At 41.5% G+C, this 23779-nt stretch carries 15 protein-coding genes; 9 read left to right on the top strand and 6 right to left on the bottom strand.

Going from position 1 to position 23779, the window contains the following annotated elements; all coding sequences use genetic code 11:
- Positions 1–19: 19 nt before the first annotated feature.
- The 4 genes from OU683_RS06810 (at position 20) to OU683_RS06825 (ending at position 6618) form a co-directional block, all read left to right on the top strand.
- Positions 20–1888, top strand: a complete 1869-nt coding sequence (locus OU683_RS06810) for a CocE/NonD family hydrolase (protein WP_268136561.1) — start codon at positions 20–22, stop codon at positions 1886–1888.
- 117 nt (positions 1889–2005) lie between these two features.
- Positions 2006–3838, top strand: coding sequence for a DUF885 domain-containing protein (locus OU683_RS06815; protein WP_268136563.1), 1833 nt, complete (start codon positions 2006–2008; stop codon positions 3836–3838).
- Complete coding sequence (locus OU683_RS06820) at positions 3835–4815, top strand: aldose epimerase family protein (RefSeq protein ID WP_268136565.1); 981 nt, start codon at positions 3835–3837, stop codon at positions 4813–4815. Before OU683_RS06815 ends, OU683_RS06820 begins: the two co-directional genes overlap by 4 nt.
- Before the next feature lie 126 nt (positions 4816–4941).
- Positions 4942–6618, top strand: coding sequence for a sodium/sugar symporter (locus OU683_RS06825; protein ID WP_268136567.1), 1677 nt, complete (start codon positions 4942–4944; stop codon positions 6616–6618).
- Between the two features lie 168 nt (positions 6619–6786).
- On the opposite strand, the gene OU683_RS06830 is transcribed toward OU683_RS06825, so the two are convergent.
- Entirely contained in the window at positions 6787–7827 is a 1041-nt protein-coding gene (locus OU683_RS06830) for a UDP-glucose--hexose-1-phosphate uridylyltransferase (RefSeq protein ID WP_268136569.1), read from the bottom strand.
- A 4-nt stretch (positions 7828–7831) separates the two neighbouring features.
- Positions 7832–8992 (bottom strand): galactokinase, encoded by a 1161-nt coding sequence (gene galK / locus OU683_RS06835; RefSeq protein WP_268136571.1) that lies wholly within the window; start codon positions 8990–8992, stop codon positions 7832–7834.
- 101 nt (positions 8993–9093) lie between these two features.
- Here galK and OU683_RS06840 point away from each other — a divergent pair, with 101 nt between their 5' ends.
- A complete protein-coding gene (locus tag OU683_RS06840; protein WP_268136573.1) occupies positions 9094–9819 on the top strand; it encodes an NUDIX hydrolase in 726 nt (241 codons plus the stop codon).
- A 376-nt stretch (positions 9820–10195) separates the two neighbouring features.
- Positions 10196–12796, top strand: coding sequence for a glycoside hydrolase 5 family protein (locus tag OU683_RS06845; protein ID WP_268136575.1), 2601 nt, complete (start codon positions 10196–10198; stop codon positions 12794–12796).
- A gap of 229 nt (positions 12797–13025) precedes the next feature.
- Here OU683_RS06845 and OU683_RS06850 read toward each other — a convergent pair whose 3' ends face one another.
- The 4 genes from OU683_RS06850 to OU683_RS06865 form a co-directional block, all read right to left on the bottom strand.
- Positions 13026–14468, bottom strand: a complete 1443-nt coding sequence (locus tag OU683_RS06850) for an alpha-amylase (protein ID WP_268136577.1) — start codon at positions 14466–14468, stop codon at positions 13026–13028.
- Positions 14469–14534: 66 nt separating this feature from the next.
- A complete protein-coding gene (locus OU683_RS06855) occupies positions 14535–15695 on the bottom strand; it encodes a SusE domain-containing protein (RefSeq protein WP_268136579.1) in 1161 nt (386 codons plus the stop codon).
- Positions 15696–15716: 21 nt separating this feature from the next.
- Complete coding sequence (locus OU683_RS06860; protein WP_268136581.1) at positions 15717–17309, bottom strand: RagB/SusD family nutrient uptake outer membrane protein; 1593 nt, start codon at positions 17307–17309, stop codon at positions 15717–15719.
- Positions 17310–17328: 19 nt separating this feature from the next.
- Positions 17329–20253 (bottom strand): SusC/RagA family TonB-linked outer membrane protein, encoded by a 2925-nt coding sequence (locus OU683_RS06865; protein ID WP_268136583.1) that lies wholly within the window; start codon positions 20251–20253, stop codon positions 17329–17331.
- 215 nt (positions 20254–20468) lie between these two features.
- Here OU683_RS06865 and OU683_RS06870 point away from each other — a divergent pair, with 215 nt between their 5' ends.
- The 3 genes from OU683_RS06870 to pgmB all read left to right on the top strand — a co-directional run bounded on the left by OU683_RS06870 (position 20469) and on the right by pgmB (position 23779).
- Positions 20469–21506: a LacI family DNA-binding transcriptional regulator gene (locus OU683_RS06870; protein WP_268136585.1), complete on the top strand. Its 1038-nt coding sequence runs from the start codon at positions 20469–20471 to the stop codon at positions 21504–21506.
- A 106-nt stretch (positions 21507–21612) separates the two neighbouring features.
- On the top strand, positions 21613–23127 hold the full coding sequence (locus OU683_RS06875) for an MFS transporter (RefSeq protein WP_268136587.1): 1515 nt from the start codon (positions 21613–21615) through the stop codon (positions 23125–23127).
- Complete coding sequence (gene pgmB, locus OU683_RS06880; protein WP_268136589.1) at positions 23120–23779, top strand: beta-phosphoglucomutase; 660 nt, start codon at positions 23120–23122, stop codon at positions 23777–23779. Before OU683_RS06875 ends, pgmB begins: the two co-directional genes overlap by 8 nt.

The raw sequence follows: 23779 nt of genomic DNA on the forward strand, positions 1-23779 counted from the left end.
TTCAAAACAAAGCTTACACATGAAATTTACCAGATCTTTTTTCCTACCGGTGCTGTTTTTGCTGGTTAGCAGCCTGGGTTTTGCACAAACCGAAATCGACTTCAAAGTCGAAGACCACTATAATAAAAGGGAAGTGGTTATTCCTATGCGTGATGGCATTAACCTGCACACCACAATATTTTCCCCAAAAGATACTTCCAGGGAATATCCAATTCTAATAACCCGTACTCCTTATAGTTCCAGGCCGTATGGGAAAGATCAATTTCGTTCCATACTGGGGCCGAACGAATATTTGATGAAGCAGGGGAATATTTTTGTTTACCAGGACGTACGCGGCAGGTGGATGAGCGAAGGAGTTTATGATAATATGAGACCCTTCATCCCTAATAAAGAAGGAAAACAGATCGACGAGGCCAGTGATACCTTTGACACGGTAGAGTGGCTGCTGGAAAATGTGGAAAATAACAACGGCCGGGTTGGCCTCTGGGGGATTTCTTACCCCGGGTTTTATGCCACTTACTCGTTGCTGGCAAATCATCCTGCAATTAAGGCAGTTTCTCCGCAAGCTTCTATTGGAGACTTCTTTTTCGATGATTTTCATCACAACGGAGCTTATTTTTTAAGCTATTGGAGAGCTACTGCATTGTTTGGTTACGAAAAAACCACACCGTCTGATACTGCCTGGTATTCTTTTCCAGAACTAAAGACAAAAGATCAATATCAATTCTTCCTCGATGCCGGTCCTCTAAAAAATCTCGATAAGTACTATGGAGAGGACAATGTCTTTTGGCAACAGCTAAAAGATCATCCAAATTATGATGAATTCTGGCAAAAAAGAGGGATTGTACAGCATTTAAAAGACATAAAACCTGCGGTGATGATCGTGGGCGGACTCTTTGATGCTGAAGATCTTTACGGCCCTTTCAACATTTACGAGACCATTGAAGAAACCGGCGATAACTTCAACATGTTGGTCATGGGACCCTGGAGCCACGGCGACTGGGCTCGTAAAAGAGAGCGGCAGGCCATTGGGAATGTTTATTTTGGAGATAATATTTCTGAAAACTATCAAAAGGAGGTAGAAACATTATTCTTTAACCACTTTTTGAAGGGAGAAGCCGATGCTACTGTACCTCTTCCCGAAGCTTACATGTTCGACACCGGCTTGCGGGAATGGAAGAGCTATGCAGCCTGGCCACCAAGAGAGGCAGAGAAGAAAACATACTACCTGGGAGACAGGCAGGAACTTAGTGAGCAGGTTCTTGACATTGCCATGGCATCCAAGGGAGCCGAAGAATTTATAAGCGATCCCAATAAGCCGGTGCCTTATTCTGAAGATATCAAGATGGTTTTCACGCCGCGGAAGTATATGACCGACGATCAACGCTTTGCTGCCCGAAGACCTGATGTGCTGGTTTATGAAACCGAAGTGCTGAAGGAGGATCTTACCCTTGCAGGAGAGGTTTTGGCAAAGCTACAGGTAGCTACAACAGGAACAGCTGCAGATTGGGTGGTGAAAGTTATAGATGTATATCCTCCCGATGCAGAGGATTACGAAGAAACGCAGGATTATCTTTCAATGAGCAACTACCACATGATGGTGCGCAGTGAGGTAATAAGAGGAAGGTTTAGAAATAGTTTTATAGATCCCGAACCTTTCGAACCCAACAAGAAAACAGAAGTAAACCTGCAATTGCAGGATATTCATCACACCTTTAAGAAGGGCCACAAGCTACAGATCCAGGTACAAAGTACATGGTTCCCGTTGATCGACCGGAATCCACAAACTTATGTCGACAACATCTTCGAAGCCGAAGAAGAGGATTTTAAAGCTGAAAAGCATAAGGTTTTCCATGATTCTAAAATTATTTTTACTGTACTCGAATAAAATCTTAGGTGCCAAAATTGCTATTTTTGGCATCTCTTTTTTTAAGCAGGAGCTGCTGGAGGGTTTCGGCAATTTTCTTACTTTAAATCCCGTTAATTCAGAAACAATTTTTCAACTATGAAATCAAAAGTTTTATATACTTCCACTTTCCTGTTCTTCATCTTTAGCCTTGCCGGTTGTAAGGATTCTACGGAAGAAGGGCAGATAACTGCAGAAGAAATTCAGCAGGAAAGAGCCCGGTTAAATACCTTTTTTGAAGAGGAATTCGAGAAGGACCTTGAGGAATCTCCAATGTTGCAGGCGCGGCTGGGAATCAAAACCAATTATGATTCCTGGGATGACTTTTCACATTTGCGTTATGCAGAGGATCTAAAAAAGGCAAAGAGAAGACTTGAGTTTCTCAAAAATGAAATAAATGCTGATGCATTACAGGGCCAGGATGAACTTAGTTATAAGTTGTACCGGCAGGACCTTGAAAATGAAATAGAAGACTACGACTTCAGGCTGTACAACTATCCTGTAAACCAAATGTTTGGAGTACACGCAGAGTTGCCTGCCTTTTTGATAAACATGCACAAGATCGATTCGGTTAGTGATGCCAAAGCATATATTGCGCGGTTAAATAAGGTTCCGCAGGTGATGGAAGATGTGATCAAAGGACTCGAGCTTAGGGAGATGAATCAAATCATGCCTCCTGCTTTTGTTTTTGCGCATACTATCGAAGCTTCTCAAAATCTCTTGCAGGGCCGTCCTTTTGAAAAATCGGCAGAGGCAAGTGCCCTTTTAGAAGACTTCAGTACAAAAGTCGAAGAACTGGAAATTCCGAAAGCCCAGAAAGATAAATTAATTCTTGAGGCTCAGGAAGCGCTGCTAAACTCTGTGAAGCCCGCATATGAAAATCTTATTGTAAAACTAAAAGACCAGCAGCAACGAGCCACAGCCGATCATGGTGCATGGAAATTCCCTAAAGGAAAAGCTTTCTACAATACCGCTTTGAAAAGAACTACTACTACAGCCCTGACTGCCGAAGAGATTCACGAAATAGGTCTTAGTGAGGTGGCCCGTATTCATAAGGAAATGGAGGAAATCATGAAGGAAGTGGAATTTGAGGGTAGCCTTAAAGACTTTTTTCAGTTTATGCGGGAAGATGAGCAGTTCTACTATGAAAACACTGAGGAGGGACGGGCGCAATACCTTGCTGAAGCGACTTCTCTCATCAACACGATGAAAGGACGCCTGGATGAATTATTCCTTACAACACCCAAGGCAGATATTGTTGTGAAGGCAGTGGAGCCTTTTAGAGAGAAAAGTGCAGGAAAGGCATTTTATCAACAACCTGCAATGGACGGTTCCCGTCCTGGTACTTATTATGCAAATCTTTACGACATGGAGGCCATGCCGACTTATCAAATGGAGGCATTGGCGTATCACGAAGGAATTCCAGGTCACCATATGCAGCTGGCTATTGCCCAGGAACTGGATAGTTTGCCAATGTTCAGGAAAATTGGAGGTTATGGTGCTTATGTAGAAGGTTGGGGCTTGTACAGCGAGCTTGTACCAAAGGAAATTGGGTTGTATGAAGATCCTTATTCAGATTTTGGAAGGTTGGCCATGGAGTTGTGGAGGTCAATAAGACTGGTAGTAGATACCGGAATTCACTCTAAAAAATGGACCCGGGATGAGGCAATAGATTATTATGTCGAAAATTCTCCCAATGCCGAAAGCGATGCCGTAAAAATGGTGGAACGTCACATTGTAATGCCGGGCCAGGCTACAGCTTATAAAATTGGTATGAACAAGATCCTGGAATTGCGCGAATTTGCTAAAAAAGAATTGGGGGAGGAGTTTGATCTTAGAGAGTTCCATGATGTGGTGCTGACAAATGGATCTGTACCACTTAATATACTGGAAGAACTGGTTGTAGAATGGGTGGAAATGCAAAAAGCTTGAAAAGTAAAGAGGAGGTTGAAGAGTTACAGCTAATAAAACTAAAAAACCGAAAAGGATCCGAACTGGAAATACTCAATTTTGGTGCTACGATCTTCAGCCTTAAAATAAATGGGATTAATGTTATTGTTGGCCCTTCGCAGCCGGAAGATTATCTTACAAATATGTACCACCGGCGGGGTAAATTCTTTGGTGCTACCGTGGGTCGATATGCAGGTCGGATTTCAGAAAATGAATTTGAATTAAAAGACAAAAAATATCTCCTTTTTGGAAAGGAGGGAGTACATCTTCATGGGGGGCAATTTGGGTTCACTTATAAATTCTGGAAAATTATAGAGAAAGAAGAAAAAGAAGATCCTTTTGTAGTTCTGCAATATTCCTCACCGGATGGGGAGGAAGAATATCCCGGTAATCTTAAAGTTCAGGTGAAATATACCCTATCCGAAGAAAATGAGATCTTGATCGAATACTCGGCGGTAACAGATAAGGATACTATCGTCAATCTCACCAATCATGCTTACTTCAATCTTAATGGTGAGGGGGATATTGACAATCACAAGTTGCAGATCGTTGCTGAGGAATATCTTGAAACCAATGCTCAAAGAGTTCCCACAGGAAAGTTTCTAAAAACTGCCAGGACAGAGTTTGATTTTCGGCAACCTGCTGCAATAGGGGAGGTGCCGTTGGATACGACTTTTAAATTGGATAAGGACACTCCTGCGATAGTTTTAAAAGGAGATAAAACCCGAATTTCTTTAGAGGTAGAGACGAATCAACCCGCTGTTGTGGTTTATGTGCCAGAGGATCTTCCTGCGGACTGGGAGTATAGTACAAAAATAGGATCAGAGCGGGCGGCTATTTGTCTGGAAACCCAGAAATTTCCCGATGCTCCCCATCAGCCCCATTTCCCGTCTGTTGTTCTAACACCTGGAGAAACCTATAAAAACAGAACCACATGGAAGTTCAAAACCGGTTCATAACTTTTAAACGGGAACAGTAGTTTTATTTTTGATCAAACTGTTATATTTAACACAATTTTTAGAAGACCAGCTTCTGGTCCGGAAGGAAAACGAAAATGATTTTCAACTTCATTTATTTTACATTTTATGGAATTTGCACTACTCGATAAGATAATTTTTGCTTCCTATGCATTAATGATCATTAGTATTGGTTTGTGGGTGTCCCGGGGCAAGGGAAAAACTTCAGAGGATTATTTCCTGGCCAGTAAATCACTTCCCTGGTGGGCGATAGGAACTTCTCTTATTGCCGCTAACATTTCCGCAGAACAGTTTATAGGGATGTCGGGTTCGGGTTTTGCTATTGGCCTTGCAATTGCCTCATACGAGTGGATGGCTGCCATCACTCTCATTATTGTGGGGAAATATTTCCTTCCCATCTTTATTGAAAAAGGATTATACACCATTCCTGAATTCATTGAGGTAAGATATGGTACCAATTTGAAGACCATTCTTGCCGTTTTTTGGATCGCACTATTTATATTCGTTAACCTTACCTCTGTTCTTTACCTTGGGGCGACAGCTCTTGACACTATTGTGGGCTCGGGCGATGGTTCTATCTTCATGTATTCTATAGTCGGACTTGCACTTTTTGCTGCTGCATATTCCCTGTATGGTGGGCTTGCTGCCGTAGCCTGGACAGATGTTGTACAGGTGGTGCTTTTGATCGTGGGTGGTTTGATCACTACTTATATAGGGCTTTCTCATGTAGCCGAAGATGGAGGTATAATTTCGGGAATGGTATCGATATACGAACAGGTGCCAGAGAAATTTTCGATGATCCTGGAGAAAGGGGAGATCATCACTCCCGGTGGAAAAGACGCCTGGTGGGATCTTCCGGGGCTTGCCGTTTTGCTCGGTGGAATGTGGGTGGCAAACCTTTATTACTGGGGCTTTAACCAGTATATAATTCAAAGGACCCTTGCGGCGAAAAGTTTGCGGGAGTCTCAAAAAGGGATAATTCTTGCAGGATTTTTAAAGCTGCTAATCCCTTTGATCGTGGTTGTTCCCGGTATTATTGCTTATGTAATGAACACAGGTCCCGGGGGAACTTTTTCTGAAGAGTTCACAGACCCTTCATTTATTGCCGAAGGAGGTCGTATTATCAACGATAACGCTTTTCCATGGTTGATCAAGGAATTTGTTCCAACAGGCTTAAAAGGGCTGGTTCTGGCTGCACTTGCAGCAGCGATAGTATCTTCTATTGCTTCAATGCTCAATTCTACTGCTACGATCTTCACCATGGATATCTACAAACCCTATATACAAAAAGGAGCTTCTGAAAATCGCCTTGTAACCGTTGGGAGAGTTTCTGCTACCCTTGCACTTGTAATTGCAGTGTTCCTCGCTCCACAATTACGAAGCCTGGGACAGGTTTTTCAATACATCCAGGAATATACAGGGGTGGTAAGTCCGGGGATACTCGCGGTATTCATGTTGGGCTTATTCTGGAGAAAGACTACAAACAATGCAGCGATCCTGGGAGTTTTGGCATCTATTCCCATCGCGCTTTACTTTAAAGTGGGACCTAATGGCTGGATAGACAGTCCTTTCTTTGTAGAACTACCATTTATGCACCAAATGTTTATTACCTGGATACTTACCATGGCAATAATGATGGTGATAAGTCTTATTGAAAATAAGGGAGCAAATCATCCAAAGTCGATTATTATATCAAAGAATTTCTTCAAAACCGGCCCTGCGTTTAATATTGGTGCATTTGTGATCATGTTGATCGTAACGGTGCTTTATGCGATCTTCTGGTAGAGGCTGTTCTGCTTCAAAAGGTGCAAAAATCAATAATAATTTTTTTAAAAGACCCTGGATTTTCCCGGGTCTTTTTTATGAATTTTTAAAATAAAAATGCCCGGACTTCAGTAGTTCCGGGCGTTAAATACCTTTCAAATAAGCCGTTTAAAACACCATTTTGAGAGACTAATGTTTGGTGTAATGTACTTCGGGTAAATTCCGTAGAGTTTCTGCAGCCTGTTCGGCTGTGATATCCCGCTGTGGGCCTGCAAATAATTCATAACCCACCATAAACTTCTTTACGGTCTTCGACCTTAGCAGGGGTGGATAGAAAGACATATGGAAATGCCATTCCGGGTACTCTTTTCCGTTTGTTGGTTGTTGATGAATTCCTGAAGAATATGGAAAGGAGGTCTGGAAGAGATTGTCATATCGAATGGTAAGTTGCTTCAGGATACCCGCATATGCTTTTTCTTCTTCTGAAGTAAGCTGCCCAATATGCTGCATTTGCCGCCGCGGGATGATCATTGTTTCATAAGGCCAAATGGCCCAGTAGGGCACCAGTGCCACGAAATGTTCATTCTGCAGCACTATCCTTTCCTTAAGCTGAAGTTCCTGTTCAAGATAATCTCCTAACAGGCTTTTTTTGTTCCGGTTCCAGTAAGTTCTTTGATGCTCTGTCTTTTTCTGCACCTCTACCGGAATTGAAAGCTGAGACCAGATTTGTCCATGGGGATGTGGATTACTACAACCCATCATGTCTCCCTTGTTCTCAAAGATCATCACATAATTAATGTCTTTTCTACTGCCCAGATCTGTATATTCCTCTTTCCATTTCTGGATCACCTTTACAATATCACTTGTTTCCATTACAGGTAATGTGAGGGAATGATCTGGTGAAAAACACACTACCCGGCAGATCCCGGTTTCAGAACTTGCTTTTAGCAGGCCTTCTTCCACTTCCTCTTGGGGACCATCGGGCAACAATGCCGAAAAATCATTCCGGAACGTGAATGGGTCTTTATAATCGGGATTTTTATCTCCGCTGGCCCTTGTGTTGCCGGGGCATAGAAAACAATCAGGATCGTAGGAAGGCCTCTCTTCTCCCACCACCTTTTCCAGTTTGCCCTGCCATGGTCGCTTTGTGCGGTGGGGAGAAACCAGGATCCATTCTCCTGTGAGAATATTATATCTCCTATGTGGGTGGGTGTTGAAAGCTTCGGTCATAATTCTAGTGTTTTCTAAAGTATGTACCTTGTTCAGGGGAAACGATTATAGCTTCGGGTTTTATGTTGAATTGTTTTTGATATGCTTCCGAAGCAATTTCAATAAACTCTTCAACGGCTTCCTCTTCAATAAGATTGATGGTACAGCCGCCAAATCCTCCGCCCATCATCCTGGCACCTTTGACCGGCCTGTATTCTGTGGTGAGGTCTACAAGAAAATCGAGTTCTTCACAACTCACTTCATATTTATCTCTAAGTCCTTTATGGGAATTATACATGAGTAAACCAAGTTGACCTAGATCTTCCCGTCTTATTGCTTCTACTGCTTTGAGAACCCTTTCATTTTCTGAAACCACAAAATGGGCTCGTTTGAAAAGCACCTCGGGGAGAGAACCCCTGAATTCTGCCAGTCTGGCCAGATTGACATCCCTTAGGGACCTTACCTCGGGATATAATTGATTAATATGATTTACGGCTTCTTCACATTCCTTTCTGCGGGTGTTGTACTCACTTGATGCAAGGCTGTGCGATACCATCGTATTCAAAAGCAGGAGCTTATGATCTTTAAAACTGGCAGGAATATATGTGGCTTCGAGGCTGCGGCAATCCAGTAAAATAAGATGGTCTTTTTTACTAAGTACAGAGGCGTACTGGTCCATGATCCCGCATTTGGTGCCCACGTAGTTATGCTCGGCATCCCTGGATAATTCAGCTATAGTTTTCCGGGAAAGACCAAGGCCAAAAAGTTCATTGAGACCAAAGGCCATCCCACTTTCCAGTGCAGCCGAAGAGCTTATTCCGGCACCAACAGGAAGATCACTTTCTATGATACAAGAGAAACCTTCAGGATATTTCCCGCGCTTCTGAATTTCGTTCACCACTCCCAGAATATAGTTCTCCCATTGTTCTTCGCTCCTGGCTATCTTTCGCAAATCAAAGCTGAAGCTTTTATCGTGTGTTTTACTGTAAATACTGCAGGAGTAGGGAGTAGAATTAGCGGCAAAACTCAGTTTGATGGTCTTGTCTATTGCTGTGGGCAGGACAAAACCATCATTATAATCTGTATGTTCTCCAATGAGATTGATCCTGCCAGGTGCATATACGGTGAAGTGTGCTTTAAAATTTCTGAAACTTTCGGGTAAGGTATCTTCAGTTCTATTTTTCACGACGGGAAGTTTAGTAACTCAAAGATAATAAATGTAAATTATACATTAATTTTCAAATTCGGAAAAAAATAGTTTTTTTGTAGTAAGTAACACCATCATCAATGTACAAAGAAAAAGAGGATTTGCATGCTGTTCAAAAGGATTACTATAAGGACAACCGCAAAATGTATGTCGCGATAGACTGTATTATTTTCGGGTTTGATTCGGGAAATCTTAAGCTGCTGCTTTTCCAGAGAAAGGTAGCTCCCTTGAGTGGTGAATGGTCGCTCATTGGAAGTTTTGTAAACCTCGACGAAGATGTTTCGGCTGCTGCCGAAAGGGTACTGGAAGAGACCACCGGACTCAAAAATGTCTTTATGGAAGAGCTTAAGGTATATGGAGCTGTAAACCGGGACCCTGGTTACCGCTGTATTTCTGTTGGGCAATATGCATTAATTAGGCTAAATGAATACGATAAAGAACTGGTCAAAGAGCATGGGGCAGCATGGTACGATGTCAATGAATTGCCGCCACTTGTGCTTGATCATGGACAAATGGTGAAAGATGCGCTTGCAAAATTAAAGCAGAAGGCAAGATTTCAACCCTTAGGATTTGAATTACTTCCCGAAAAATTTACCATTCCCCAACTTCAAAGTGTTTATGAAGCAATTTTTCAAAAAGAACTGGACACCAGAAACTTCCGAAAAAAAGTCTTTTCTCATAATGTGCTTGTGAAGCTGGATGAGAAGGATAAAACTTCTTCAAAAAGAGGAGCATTTTTATACAAATTTGATCGCAAACGGTACAAAAGGCTTATAGAACAAGGGAATGATTTCGAAGTTTTATGAAATTAAATTTTTCTAAAATCTTTTCTTTAATTCAAAAATAAAGGTAATATTTACAGTTATTAAACTGCTGTATGAAACAACAGTTGAAATGGAAAATTTTAACTTGTTTTATCCTTACCTTTTTGGGTTGTGAGTCCCTACCTTGCGCCAATGAGGTAAGGAATCAGCAGCTTTCTTACAAACAAATCTTCCATATTCATTACTTTTCTCTAAGTAAGATTTCCGGAAACTTTTTCGATCCTATAGTTAACAATTTCAGCCACTTTCAACTGGGTGGAATGACATTTTTGAAGAACTCTAGCGACACTTATATAGAAACAGGTTTAAATTTAAAAGAACTTTCTTAGAAAAATAGAAGCCGAAAAAAAGCTCCCGTATGATATTTTCCAAAACTTTGAAGTACCTGTTCCTCTGGGGAATTCTTTCGATGTCTTTAAATTCTGTTTTTGCACAGGTTGTAAAAAATGAGAAAAAGGGTGATGTTTATGTGGATGAAAGCGGGGTGATGCGCTGGGGCCATAACAAGGAAGAGGTGAAAGGCTTTGGTGTAAATTATTCGGTGCCCTTTGCACATGCTTTTCGCACAGGACAAAAACTTGGTGTTGACCTTAAAGCCGAAATCCGAAAAGATATTTATCATTTTTCACGGCTTGGTTTCGACCTTTACCGTATTCATATTTGGGATACCGAGATAAGTGATGAGGAGGGAAACCTCCTGGAAAATGAACATCTTGATCACTTTGACTACCTTATCAATGAGTTAAAGAGCCGCGGAATCAATTTTGTACTTACGCCTATAGCTTACTGGGGCAACGGCTGGCCTGAACCCGATGAAGACACCCCCGGTTTTTCCAGCAAATATGGGAAAGAGGGAAGCCTCACTAATCCGCTGGCTATCGAGGCGCAGGAAAATTACCTGGCGCAATTCCTGGAGCATGTGAATCCTTACACCGGCATAGCCTATAAAGATGAACCTAATGTAATAGCCTTTGAAGTTAGCAATGAACCTCACCACAGGGAGCGCCCGGAGAAGGTACAGGAGTTTATTGAACGTATGTTGGCATCCATGAGATCTACAGGGACCAAAAAGCCAATCTTTTACAATGTTACCCACAGTACCCAATTGGCAGAAGTTTATGCCGCTTCTGGTATCGACGGCGGGACTTTCCAATGGTATCCGACGGGTCTTGGATTTGGGAAAGAGCTGGAGGGAAACCTTCTTCCTAATGTCAATAACTACAAAATTCCTTTTGACGAAGTTTGGAAGAAAAAAGGTTTGGCAAAACTGGTGTACGAGTTCGATGCGGCAGATGTGATGAAGTCATACATGTACCCGGCCATGGCACGTAGTTTTAGGCAGGCAGGAATGCAGATTGGGACTCATTTTGCCTATGATCCAACTTTCATGGCGCCTTTCAATACCGAGTACGACACACATTTCATGAACCTCGCCTACACGCCTTCAAAAGCGCTGGCATTGATGATTAGTGGGGAGATTTTTCATGAGTTGCCTATGAACAAAGACCTTGGCAAATATCCTGCTAATCTTAACTTCGGAAATTTCAGGATAAGCTATGAACAGGATCTTGCTGAAATGAATTCAGCAGAAAAATTTATTTACACGAATTCTACTGAAACCTTTCCGAAAAACACCCAAAAACTGAAGCAGATCGCAGGCGTGGGAAATTCGCCTTTGGTAAAATATAATGGTAAAGGAGCTTACTTTCTCGACAAGCTGGAGCATGGGGTCTGGAGACTCGAAGTAATGCCAGATGCTATTGTAGTGGATAATCCTTTTGGAAACAACAGTCTTGAAAAGACTTTGGCCGTGATTAAATATGGGAAGTGGGAAATGGAAGTGAACCTTCCCGGCCTTGGAAAAGAATTTGAAGTTAAGGGGATCAATGAAGGAAATAACCTTGCTCAAACCTCTGTTGGTAGCAGCTTTCCAATAGAACCTGGCACGTACATACTTTCCAAAAAGGGCAAAAATAGCAGGTCTTCCTACAAAGGCTGGAGCGAAAATAATTTCACGGCTTTTGTAGCACCTAAAAGTACGGTAGAAAAGACCTATGTGGTACACGAACCGGTTCCATCGCTTACTGAGGGTAGAAAACACGAAATTTCAGCGGAAATTGTCTCCAATAAACCTGTAGAAAAGGTCGAAGCCTGGTTTAGGAACGGGAATACCTATGAAAGTGTGCAGCTTCAGCATAAAGAGGCATATGATTATGGTGCAGCAGTTCCGGAAAAGATGCTCAAAAAAGGCTTTTTAGAGTACCGTATAATCGTCACTACTTCCGAAGGAACAAATACTTTTCCGGGGGGACAGAAAGGGAATCCGGGAGAATGGGGTTTTGATCCGGATGAGCCTTATAAAATACGTGTAGTAGCACCTGAAACACCGGTTTATTTATTCAATGCTTCTGAAGACAGCGAGCATGTTGTGGCGCGATGGCTGCCAACCATCAATACAGTGCCGGGGAAGTATCCCGGAGAGGCTGAATTTAGAGTGAATGTGGAAAAACTTTTTGAAGTAGACCCTGAAAACACTGAAGCGGAACCTGTTTATGAGTACTCTTTTAAGTATAACTTCAACAGAAAGGCCAGGGGTAGGAGCGGAGATCTTAAAAATAAAGAAAAACTGGTTTTAAAAGGACATTCGCTCAATGAGAAGCCGGTAAAACTACAGGTGGCATTGGTTATGAATAATGGAAGATCTTTTGGGAAAGTAATTGAACTTCTACCGGAAGTAATGGAATATGAGATCGATATTTCTGCTCTTAAACCTGTAAATACCGTGACTTTACCCAGACCTTACCCTACATTCCTGCCCTTATATTTCGAGCATAATGTACAGGAATCATTTGATGTTGAAGATGCCGAAAGCCTACAGTTTTCCATAGGCCCAGATCTTTTAGAACAGGAAAGGGAAGAGCAGCACGGGGTGGGGATTATTTCGGTGAGACTGGAGTAATTTCAGTGATCAGTGCTCAATGAGCAGTCATCAGAAATTTGTGCCACGAATTCACGAATGATTTTTCGGAATTTTCTCGATGGTGTCTCCTCCTTCAGAGGGGTGGCTAAAGGTCGGGGTGGGGCAGATGATAATATGTCGCTCCTCCGGGATTATTTATTTCTGTGTAAATTTTCTCAAATAAAAAAGGCCGGTCAAATGACCGGCCTTTTTTATTTATTTCAATTTTTTACTGCATGATAGAATAAACAGCATAACCATTGGCAGGTGCACGTAAAGAAACGTTACCATCTTTATCTGTGATGGGACTGTAATCTATATTGCCGGTATAGTCCATGATCATTGCCTGATTCCAATCTGTGTCTATATTTTCCTTGATCTTAATATTCCCACTGGTGTTCAGGTAAAGGATCAAACCGGGGCTGGATGGAGTCCGCGCCCTTTTCATGATGTATTCATCATCATCTACATAAAGCACCTCAACATCTCCGGTTGCAATTGTGTTATTGATAAGAATTAACTGTTGCAACTGACTTTTGAAGTCTTCATTTTCATAATCTGAATAAAAGATGGTTGGATACCCCGGGTGAGTTAAAATGAAAGCATATGCTTGCAGTTTATTTTCCATGGAGATAAAATTATTTTCATCGTCATCTTTTTCGGTATCATGATTGGCAGTGAAAGTTACTGCCTTATCGGGATAGGTCATCCACAACATATCATCGGTAAGGTAGGTAAGGTCATCATACCTGTCAAAGGCTTCATCAAGTTTATAGAAGGTGGAAAAATCAAAAACCCCACTCCCGGTTTCCTCAATGTAGTTCTCAAGTACCTGTACATTTGAATCCCAAAGTTCTGCGACAGAAAATCCACCCACTTCATCAAGCCATGCCTTTACTACCCAGGGTTCAAACCCCAGTACATAATCAAATCTCCAACCGTCAAAACCTACTTCATTCTTATAATAATTTGCAACGGAATTATCTGAAGCCCATAACCAGTCCTGGACATACTGCTGGTTGTGGTCTAAATTAGTCTCTTCATAAAAAAGACTTCCAGGATCATATGGACTGGTACTATTTGGATAGAAGTTCTCATAGTCACGGTTGAATTTGCCTGAAGCATTCCCATGCTCTTCGTCAAAAAGAGTGTAGGTATCGTACCCGCGGTATGGGTTGTACTCTAAACCTCCACCTGAGTTGTGGTTGAGTACAATATCGGCAATCACTTCAAGGCCATTTGCATGGGCTGTCTCAATAAGCGCATCAAGTTCTTCTCTTGAACCAAATCTTGTTTCCACAGTACTGTGTTGATCATATTCTCCAAGATCAAAATAATCTGAAGGGTCATATCCCATGGAAAATCCTCCAGACTGTCCTTTCGAAGCAGGGGGAAGCCACACACGGTTTACTCCGGCATCTGCCCAATCTCCCACCTTTGCAGTGAGTACTTCCCACCATTCATGTCTTGGCTCCACATCCCAATAAAAGCCCTGCATCATGACTCCGGTACCGTTGTCAAAATCGGCTAGATTTAATGGCTCCCCTGTAATGGGAGGTGGGTCTACTGTACCATTCCCCGGATCTGTTTCAATCACGTCATCATCTGAAGAACACCCTGTAAGAACGAGTAAAGCTAAAAACAATGGGAAAACTATAATTTTATTTTTCATTTTTGTAAAGATTTTATTCAAAAAAGGCCGCCGTGAAGCAGCCCTTTTTTACATTAGGATAGCAGCTTATTCAGCTGGAATCTGTTCGATAAAAATATATCTTCCGGTGATATCATTGAACCAAACATTATAAATTCCTGCTTTTGAAACTATAATGTCATCGCCAGTGGCTTGACCACTTGGGAAGTTTTCACCTCCACCCCAGTTTACTGCCCAATCCTGGTTAGCTCTGAATTTAATTCCTGCTTCTGAAAGTTCAACATCCTGAGCATACCAGATGTGAGGATCAAAAGTTGATTTAGTTAAAAGAATATCTGGCGTCGGATTATCATCACTTGGCCAACCCACTGTTGTTCCTTCACCAACTAAACCAATCATATCATAAGTTGCAGCACCACTTTCATCATAGGGTTCAAATGAATAGGTCATCTCATCAACGTTCATTGTTAGGCTATAGTAGGCATCTGCATCAACAGGAAAAGCTGATGGATCTCCGCCTAAAATTATACTATTGCTTAGATTTCCATTGTCAAGCCCCCATTGTGGTTGCCACTGACCAAGAATCTCAATAAGTTTAAATCCTTCCTTATCTCCACTTCCATCAAATCTTCCGGTGAAATAGAAAATATTTTCATTCTCAGCATCCCTGAACAACGGTGTATTGTTATTATCAGGATTCCAACCTGCAGCAGTAGCATCACCAACAAGGAAGAAGTTCAAGAAGACTTCCTCTTCTTCTCCTGCTGTTTCAGGAATAACAACATTTAAGGCTTTCACTTCAGAAGCATGTACCATTTCACCACCTGTACCGGCAGTAGCTACTACCTGAACGTACATAGTTCCTGTGTTTGGAGCCTCAGTTTCCGGGTCGTTGTCCAGTCCAACTTCTTCAGTAGCGAAATTCATAAGTTGCTTCACTTTTACAGCAAGATTTGTTCCTGCTGTACTTCCAAGTAATGCGGGGTCAGTCATATCCTCAGATGTTGATACCAGTACATCATAATTAATATTTGTAGGTACATCAAGATCTATCTCATTCCATACAAATCTTTCCACAGTGTTTTCTGCAGTAGAACTTGTCAAAATATACTCTGGTGAGAATGAGTTGACAAAAGCAATCCCTTCTGGGTCGGGTTGCGCGATGAATACCACATCATCATCGCTTGTACAGGCATTAAAACCTATGAGAGCAACAAAAGCTAATAGTAATATTGATAATTTTTTCATTGTTTTCATTTTATAATAATATTAGTATCCTGGATTTTGTGTTAGATTGGTGTTTACTCCTAAGTCTGAAGCTGGAATAGGGTAGATGTTTCTAAAAGCAGCAGTGGTTGTTCCCTGGGGAACATCACCTTTCCATGCCCAAACTCCATTTTCTGTGAACCTGTCAAAACGGATTAGGTCTGTCCTTCTGTGTGCTTCCCAATATAATTCCCTTCCTCTTTCATTAATAAGGAAATTAAGGCTAAGATCACTTGCAGAAATAAGTCCATTACCTTCTCCATAGGCTCTTTCCCTAAGTTCATTAACGTAGGCTAATGCTTGTGTCATGTTTGTATTGGTTCTAAAAGCAGCTTCGGCATACATGAGGTAAACATCTCCTAATCTAAAGAGTGGGAAATCTGTATCTACATGTTCCCCTGTAGCATCACTTCCCTGGTTCCCATCAACGTCTACATTCTTAAATTTGCCTACGGCATAACCATCTGTAAAGTCACTAATAGTGGTAACTTCAAGACTTTGACCCTCAGTGTAGAACATTTCCCTTTCATCTGCAGAATCGGCTCCATCAGGGAATAGACCTACAAATTCGGGAGTTGTTCTTAATCCTGCCCATCCGGAATTCACTCCGAATTCAGCTGGATCCATATCACCACCAATTGAGGCATGGATAACAAAGGTCAAACCTCCATAAGAGTTGGTGTTGAGACCATCAAATCTAATTGGGAAAATGATCTCGTTTTGAGCCCCGTTTACATCGTTGTCTGCAAGGAAAAGTTTCTGGTAGTCATCAACCAGCACATAACCTGCATCGATTACCTTTTGAGTATAAGTGAGAACATCTGAATATCTTGCAGTACCGGTATACACTTCAGCATTTAGATAAAGCTTTGCTAAAAGGGTCCAAACAGCAGCTTGATCTGCACGTCCATATTCGTTTTGTCCTGCAGCTACAATCTTATCTTCAATATCCAAAAGTTCACTCTCGATATAATTAAAGAGTTCTGCTCTTTGAATTTGTTCAGGAAGGAAAGCTCCAACAGGACTTTCTTCGGTGATGAAAGGAGGATTTCCATAAAGGTCCATGGCATGATAGTAGCTTAAAGCTCTTAAAAATCTTGCCTCTGCACGAAATTTCTGAATTTCTGAGATTTGATCTTCGGGAATTCCATTTGCACTTAAGCTCTCATCACTTGACTGGCGAATGTATTCGTTGGCCTGTGCGATTTGATACATGATCCTTGAATACATGGTACGAATAAATTCGTTTCCTGATGTCCAGTTTTGTCCGTGAAGGTCGGCGATGGTTCCATCGTTCCAGCCTATAAGGGCTTCATCTGTAGGAAGCTCCTGCAACATCCAGTAAAGACGCAGGTATTGCGAGAAACCTTCATCTAACCCCAAAAGGTCTGGTTCCCCGGCAGGTCCTTCCTGCCCGCTCACTGCAAGCCCTGCATATAATTTGGCTAAGAACTGCTTGTAAGCAGCTGGATCCTGAAGCAATTGGCCGGGCACCTGCCGGTTATCTTCTGGTTGTAGATCTAATTCGCTCTCACACGACCCCAAAATTGTAAGGCCGAGGAAAATGAGAAAGAATGATTTTATTTTGTTATTCATGTTCATAGTTTTTTATTCTCTAAAAAGTTAGATTAAGACCTACAGTATAAGTTCGGGGTCTTGGGTAGAAATTGTTATCAATTCCTCCCGAAATCTCTGGGTCAAGACCGTCGTAGTCTGTAATGGTCAAAACATTGCTGGCAGTTAACGAAGCCCTGAAATCGACTTTGTCCCCGGCAATTAAATATCCAATAGAAACGTTATCCAATTTTACGAAATCTGCACTCTGCACGTAATAATCTGAGAAGAATTGACTTTCATCAAAATCTGTTTCAAGAACGTTTGCGTTAAAGTTTGAATAATAAGGCTGCGGAGTAACAGTTCCTGCTCCTCTAAATCCTGTTGCAGACTGCATATTGTTGTACATATATCCTCCAAAGCTTCCTCTCCAGGTAAAGCTGAAGTCAAAATCCTTATAGTTGAAGTTACTGCTTAAGCCCATAAAGAAGTCTGGAGAACCTTTTTTGTAAGGTTGACGGTCAATTTCTGTAATGGTATTATCTCCATTTACATCTACATACGCCCCTTCAATTGGATCACCGTTTGGATCATACACCTGGCGGTACACAAAGAAAGTGGTTGGGTCAATATCTTTTTTCCAAATCTGGATCATGTTACCAACTCCTCCACTAATTTCTCCCTGCGGAATAAAGAAGTTTGGATCTTCTCCCAATGATAATTTGGTGATTTCAAGATCCTGAAAAGTGATATTGTAATTAAGGCTCCAGCTTATCTTATCTGTGCGGATCACATCTCCATTCAATCCAATTTCAAGACCTTTACTTACTGTTTCTCCCACATTGGTTATCAATCTGTCCGAAAGGTTAGCTCCGGCAGGAACCGGCACTTCAGCAAGAAGGTTCTCGGTGGTTCTGTGATAGGCATCTACGCTACCTGTTAAGCGGTCACTGAAAAAGCCAAAATCAATACCTACGTTGTAAGTCTGCAGTTCTTCCCATTGAAGATCCTTGTCATATTCTTCGGGACGAAGGGTTTGATAAAAGCGGTTTCCAAACTGGTAGCTGGCACCTCTTTCACTAGGAGTATATACTCCAATGTATCCATAGTTGCTTCCAATCTCCTGGTTACCTGTTACTCCATATCCAGCTCTTAATTTAAGTTCGGTTAAAACCCCCGAGTCCTTTAGGAAATCTTCATTATTGATCTTCCAACCTACAGAAACAGCAGGGAAGGAGCTCCAGCGGTTGTCTTCACTAAACCTGGAAGAACCATCCATCCTGTAACTACCAGAAACAAGGAACTTATCGTCTATATCAAAACTTGCTCTTGCAAAATAAGATTCAAGGGCATTTCTGTCTATAGTGATTGGATTTAAAACCCAGCCTCCTTCTACTGCAGCATCGGTATACCTCTGTTGACTTGAGATGAAAAACTCCTGATAAGAATGCCCCGCAGTAAGATCAACAGCAGTGTTTATCGATTCGATATAGGGTTTATAGTTGAAATAGAAATCCAAAAGCTGGTTACGGTTCATTCCCCAGTAAATCTCTTCATCTGCTATGCTTTGAAGAACAACTGCAGATGAGGTAGGGCGAAAGTTAAATCCATCATTTTCTGCATAATCCAGCCCCGCGTTTAAGTTAAAACGAAGATCCTCTACAAATGGAATTCTGTAATCTACGTTAAAATTGGTGATTACACGTTTAGTTTCTCCTTCGTCGTTATATTGTTTTAAAAGAGCAAGTGGATTACGGGTTGCTTGTTGCAGTGCAACACCATCAGCATTGGTCCATTCATAAAAACCACCATAGCGGCTGTTCTCATCATATACCGGCTTAGTAGGATCGAAATTTACAGCGGCACCAATTGCTCCTTCGTCTGCAAAGTCATTACGAGCAATACTTCCTTTAGCAGTTAACGTAAGTTTTAGGTCATTGTCCAAAAGATCATAGTTCAAGGCTGTGTTCAAAGCATTCCTTTGATAAAGATCTGTCTTTAAAACCCCTGTTTGAGAGGTGTGGTTATAATTTACTCTATAATAGAATTTATCAAGACCCTGGGATACTGTGAAGTTGTGAATAGCACCTACTGAAGTTTGGTAGATCTCATCCTGCCAATCTGTATTCGCATCTCCTAAGAGGCTTACATCGGTACCCGGAGTGGTTTCAATAAGATTTCTAAACTGGTCGGCGTCAAGGACATCAACTGTCTCTACGATCTCTCCAACAGAAGCTTTAAGATCATATTCAAATTTTAGGTCAGAATTCTTTTTCCCTTTTTTAGTAGTGATAAGAATTACCCCGTTCGAAGCCCTCGAACCGTAGATAGCAGTAGCTGATGCATCTTTTAATACCACAAAATCGGCGATTTCGTTTGGATTAATGGCATTCAATTGGTTTCTCACCCCTTGTACTCCTCTTTGATCTAAGGGAATTCCGTCAACAACAATAAGTGGAGAGTTATTGGCAGAGAGAGAGGAACCACCACGAATCCTTATTTCAGTTTCACCACCTGGTGCTCCACTACTGGATGTAATGCGCACCCCGGCAGATTTTCCCTGGATCAACTGTTCAGGTGAAACTATAGAGCCCTGATTAAAATCTTCGGTGGAGATTTGTTGAACGGCACCGGTAGCATCCTGCCTTCTGGTCGAACCATACCCAATTAGCACTACCTCTTCAAGTATGGCAGTATCGGGGGCTAGTTGTACATTAATAGTTTCCTGGCCTGTATAGGGAATCTCCTGGGGAGCAAATCCAACATATGATATGACAATCACATCATCAAGATTAACTCCTTCAAGGGTGTATTCCCCATCGAAATTTGTTGTGGTACCTGTTGTGGTACCTCTAATTACTATGTTAGCACCTGGAATAGGCATTCCGGTATCCCTTTCGGTAATAATACCGCTAACAGTAGATTGAGCAAAAAAGCTCATTGGCATCAATAACATGAGCAATGTGCTTTTAATAAATGTTCTCATAAAATTTGCTTTGTTAGGTTTTACTTATTTTAACCTTATATTTCTACTTTCCCGGAATAAAAGTAGGCATTCTAAAAAGATAAAGGAGTATTAAATAAAGCAGGGAGGGGCCCGAAAACGTTTTCGTGTTGAAAACTTTATCATAATCTTTATTTAACAGTAAATTATAATAGATTTACCATTTTTAACCGGTCTTGAATTTTGATCCTTTAATAATGAAACCAAAACTAACTTTAAAACAAATTGCAAGGGAACTAGATGTGTCTGTCTCAACAGTTTCAAAAGCCTTACGCGACAGTCCTGAAATAAGTGATGAAACCAGGCAAAAAATTCAGGCCTTTGCCAAGCTGTATAATTACAAACCCAACAATATTGCTTTAAGCCTTAAGAACAGGAGAACAAGAACAATAGGGTTGGTACTTCCCGAGATCGTTCACGACTTTTTTGCTACTGTTATTACAGGGGTGGAGGAAGTGGCAAATAAACGGGGATATAACGTTCTCATTTGTTTATCGAACAATTCTTTTGACAGGGAGGTAATGAACTTGGAAATGCTGGCTAATGGAAGCACCGATGGATTTATCCTTTCTGTAGCCAAGGAAACTCAGCAAAAAGGGGATTACCACCACCTGCAGGAGGTGATAAGTCAGGGGATGCCTGTAGTAATGGTGGACAGGGTGGTTAATGAAATCATATGTGACAAGGTTATTATTGATGATAGCGACGGCGCCCGGGATGCAGTACAACATCTTATTGATAATGGCTGCCGCAGGATAGCAATTATTACCACTGTAGACTATATTAGTGTAGGAAAATTGAGAACAGAAGGATATTTAAGAGCCTTAAGAGGTAATGATGTTGAATTAGATGAAGATCTTATCCTAAAAATAGAAGACGTAGACAACAGCCATGAAGCTATCTCTCAATTCCTTGGAGCAAGGGAGATCGACGGGGTTTTTGCTGTGAATGAACAGTTTGCTACAAGTGCAGTAAAAGCTTTATTGAACAAAGGTTTATCTGTACCCGAAGATGTGCTTGTTTTTAGTTTTTCTGACGGGGAACTTTCCCGAAGGTTCATTCCCAGCTTAAGTACCGTGAACCAGCACGGGGCCGATATGGGAGCTAAGGCTGCCGAATTACTCATAGACCGAATCGAAAAGACAGTTACAGATGAGGAGTACCAGACAGCTATCGTGAAAACAAGTTTGGTGGAGCGGGAATCTACACAGAAGAGAAAAAAAGCTACAGTGTAAATTTATTTCCTATCTTTGACAGGATTTTTATCAAAACTTATATTTCTACTTCCCCTTTAAAAGTTTTGATAAGTCTAAAAGCTTATCGTAATCAAATAATACGATAATGCAAAAACGCACTTTGAGTTTTTGGGAGATCTGGAATATGAGTTTCGGATTTCTAGGAATACAGTTTGGTTTTGCTCTGCAAAACGCCAATACTTCCCGAATTTTTGAAACCCTTGGAGCAGATGTGGATCAAATTCCTATTCTGTGGATCGCTGCGCCTGTTACCGGGCTTGTGGTACAGCCAATAATAGGATATTTTAGTGACCGCACCTGGACGAGACTGGGGCGCCGCAGACCTTATTTCCTGGCTGGAGCCATTCTTTCTTCAATTGCCTTATTCATAATGCCCAATTCGCCTACTTTGTGGATCGCAGCCGGTACCTTATGGATCATGGATGCTTCCATAAATATTTCAATGGAACCCTTCCGCGCATTTGTTGGGGATAACTTACCTGCCAAACAAAGAACCCTTGGCTTTGCCATGCAAAGTTTTTTTATTGGAATTGGAGCTGTAGTGGGATCTCTTTTGCCTTACGTTTTTTCCAGCTGGTTGGGAATAAGTAATACTGCTCCCGAAGGTGTAATCCCAGATTCGGTTAAGTGGTCGTTCTATGTAGGAGGTATTGTTTTCCTTTTTGCCGTTATCTGGACAGTAGTAAAATCGAAGGAATATTCTCCCGAAGAATTGGCGGCCTTTGAAAAGGCCGATAAAAAAATTGCACCTGTACAGGAAACTGCTGAACAACGACAATTGAATATTAAGAAGCAGTTGTATTATGGACTGGGAATGCTTGTTTTTGGGACTGCAGTAAGCTGGTACATATTTAGCAATGACCTGACCAAGGAATTGTACATTCTTTTTGTGGGATTAATTGTGGTGGGTGTTCTCTTTATGATCACTTCAATGCTTAGAAAGCAAAAAATAAGGAATGGATTTACTGTGATCGTTACCGATATGCTCAACATGCCCGACACGATGAAGCAACTGGCGTGGGTGCAGTTCTTTTCCTGGTTCGCACTTTTTTCCCTTTGGATATATACTACAGCAGCCGTAACAGGACACGTTTTTGGAACTTCAGATCCTACTTCGGAGCTTTATAACGATGCAGCCGACTGGGTGCCGGTTATGTTTACAGTTTATAATGGTGTTGCTGCTGCAGTAGCTTTTCTTTTGCCGGTACTGGCCAAGCGAACCAGCAACAAATTCACCCACCTTCTTGCACTCACTATTGGGGGAATTAGTCTTATTTCAATCTTCTTTCTGTCGAGTAAAGCAGGACTTCTGTTATCGATGGTGGGAGTGGGAGTCGCATGGGCAAGTATTCTTTCACTGCCTTATGCAATGTTGTCAGGGTCTTTGCCTTCGGCAAAAATGGGTTATTACATGGGGGTATTCAATTTCTTCATCGTGATCCCGCAAATAGTAGCTGCAACAATATTAGGTTATATAGTAAAGGAATTTTTTTCAAATCAACCGGTATATGCACTTATAGTAGGAGGCTTTTCCATGATACTGGCAGGGCTATTGACGTTGAGAGTGCGCACAAATAAGAGATTAGATATACATGAATAATACAAAAGGAATAATATTCGACCTGGATGGGGTAATAGTCGACACAGCCAAATTTCATTATCTGGCGTGGAGAAAAATGGCCAACGACCTTGGATTTGATATTACACTTGAACAAAATGAACAATTAAAAGGTGTGAGCAGGGTGCATTCCCTGCAGCAAATATTGGGCTGGGGGAATAAAACAGTGACCGAAGAAGAATTTCAGCAGCTCATGAGCTCCAAGAATGAAGATTACCTGGCAAAAATAGCCCATATGGATGAGGGAGACCTTCTCCCAGGAGTTAAAAAAGTGCTGGATTATTTGACAGAAAACAACATTCCTTTTGCCCTGGGTTCTGCCAGCAAAAATGCGAGACCTATTTTAAAAGGTCTCAAAATTGAGCACCGGTTCAAGGGTATAGTCGATGGTAATGATGTGACCAAGGCTAAACCTAATCCTGAAGTTTTTTTAATTGCTGCTGAAAAACTGGGAATGGCTCCGGAAGAATGTATAGTTATGGAAGATTCTGTAGCTGGGGTTGAAGCGGCAAACCTGGCGGGAATGACAAGCATAGGAATAGGAGATAGGGAGATCCTGAAAGAAGCGGATCATATCTTCTCCGATTTCACAGGAGTAGACATAGAATTTATAGAGAAAATCGTTAGAAAATAA

The organism is Salinimicrobium sp. TH3, assembly GCF_026676115.1.
Taxonomy (GTDB): domain Bacteria; phylum Bacteroidota; class Bacteroidia; order Flavobacteriales; family Flavobacteriaceae; genus Salinimicrobium.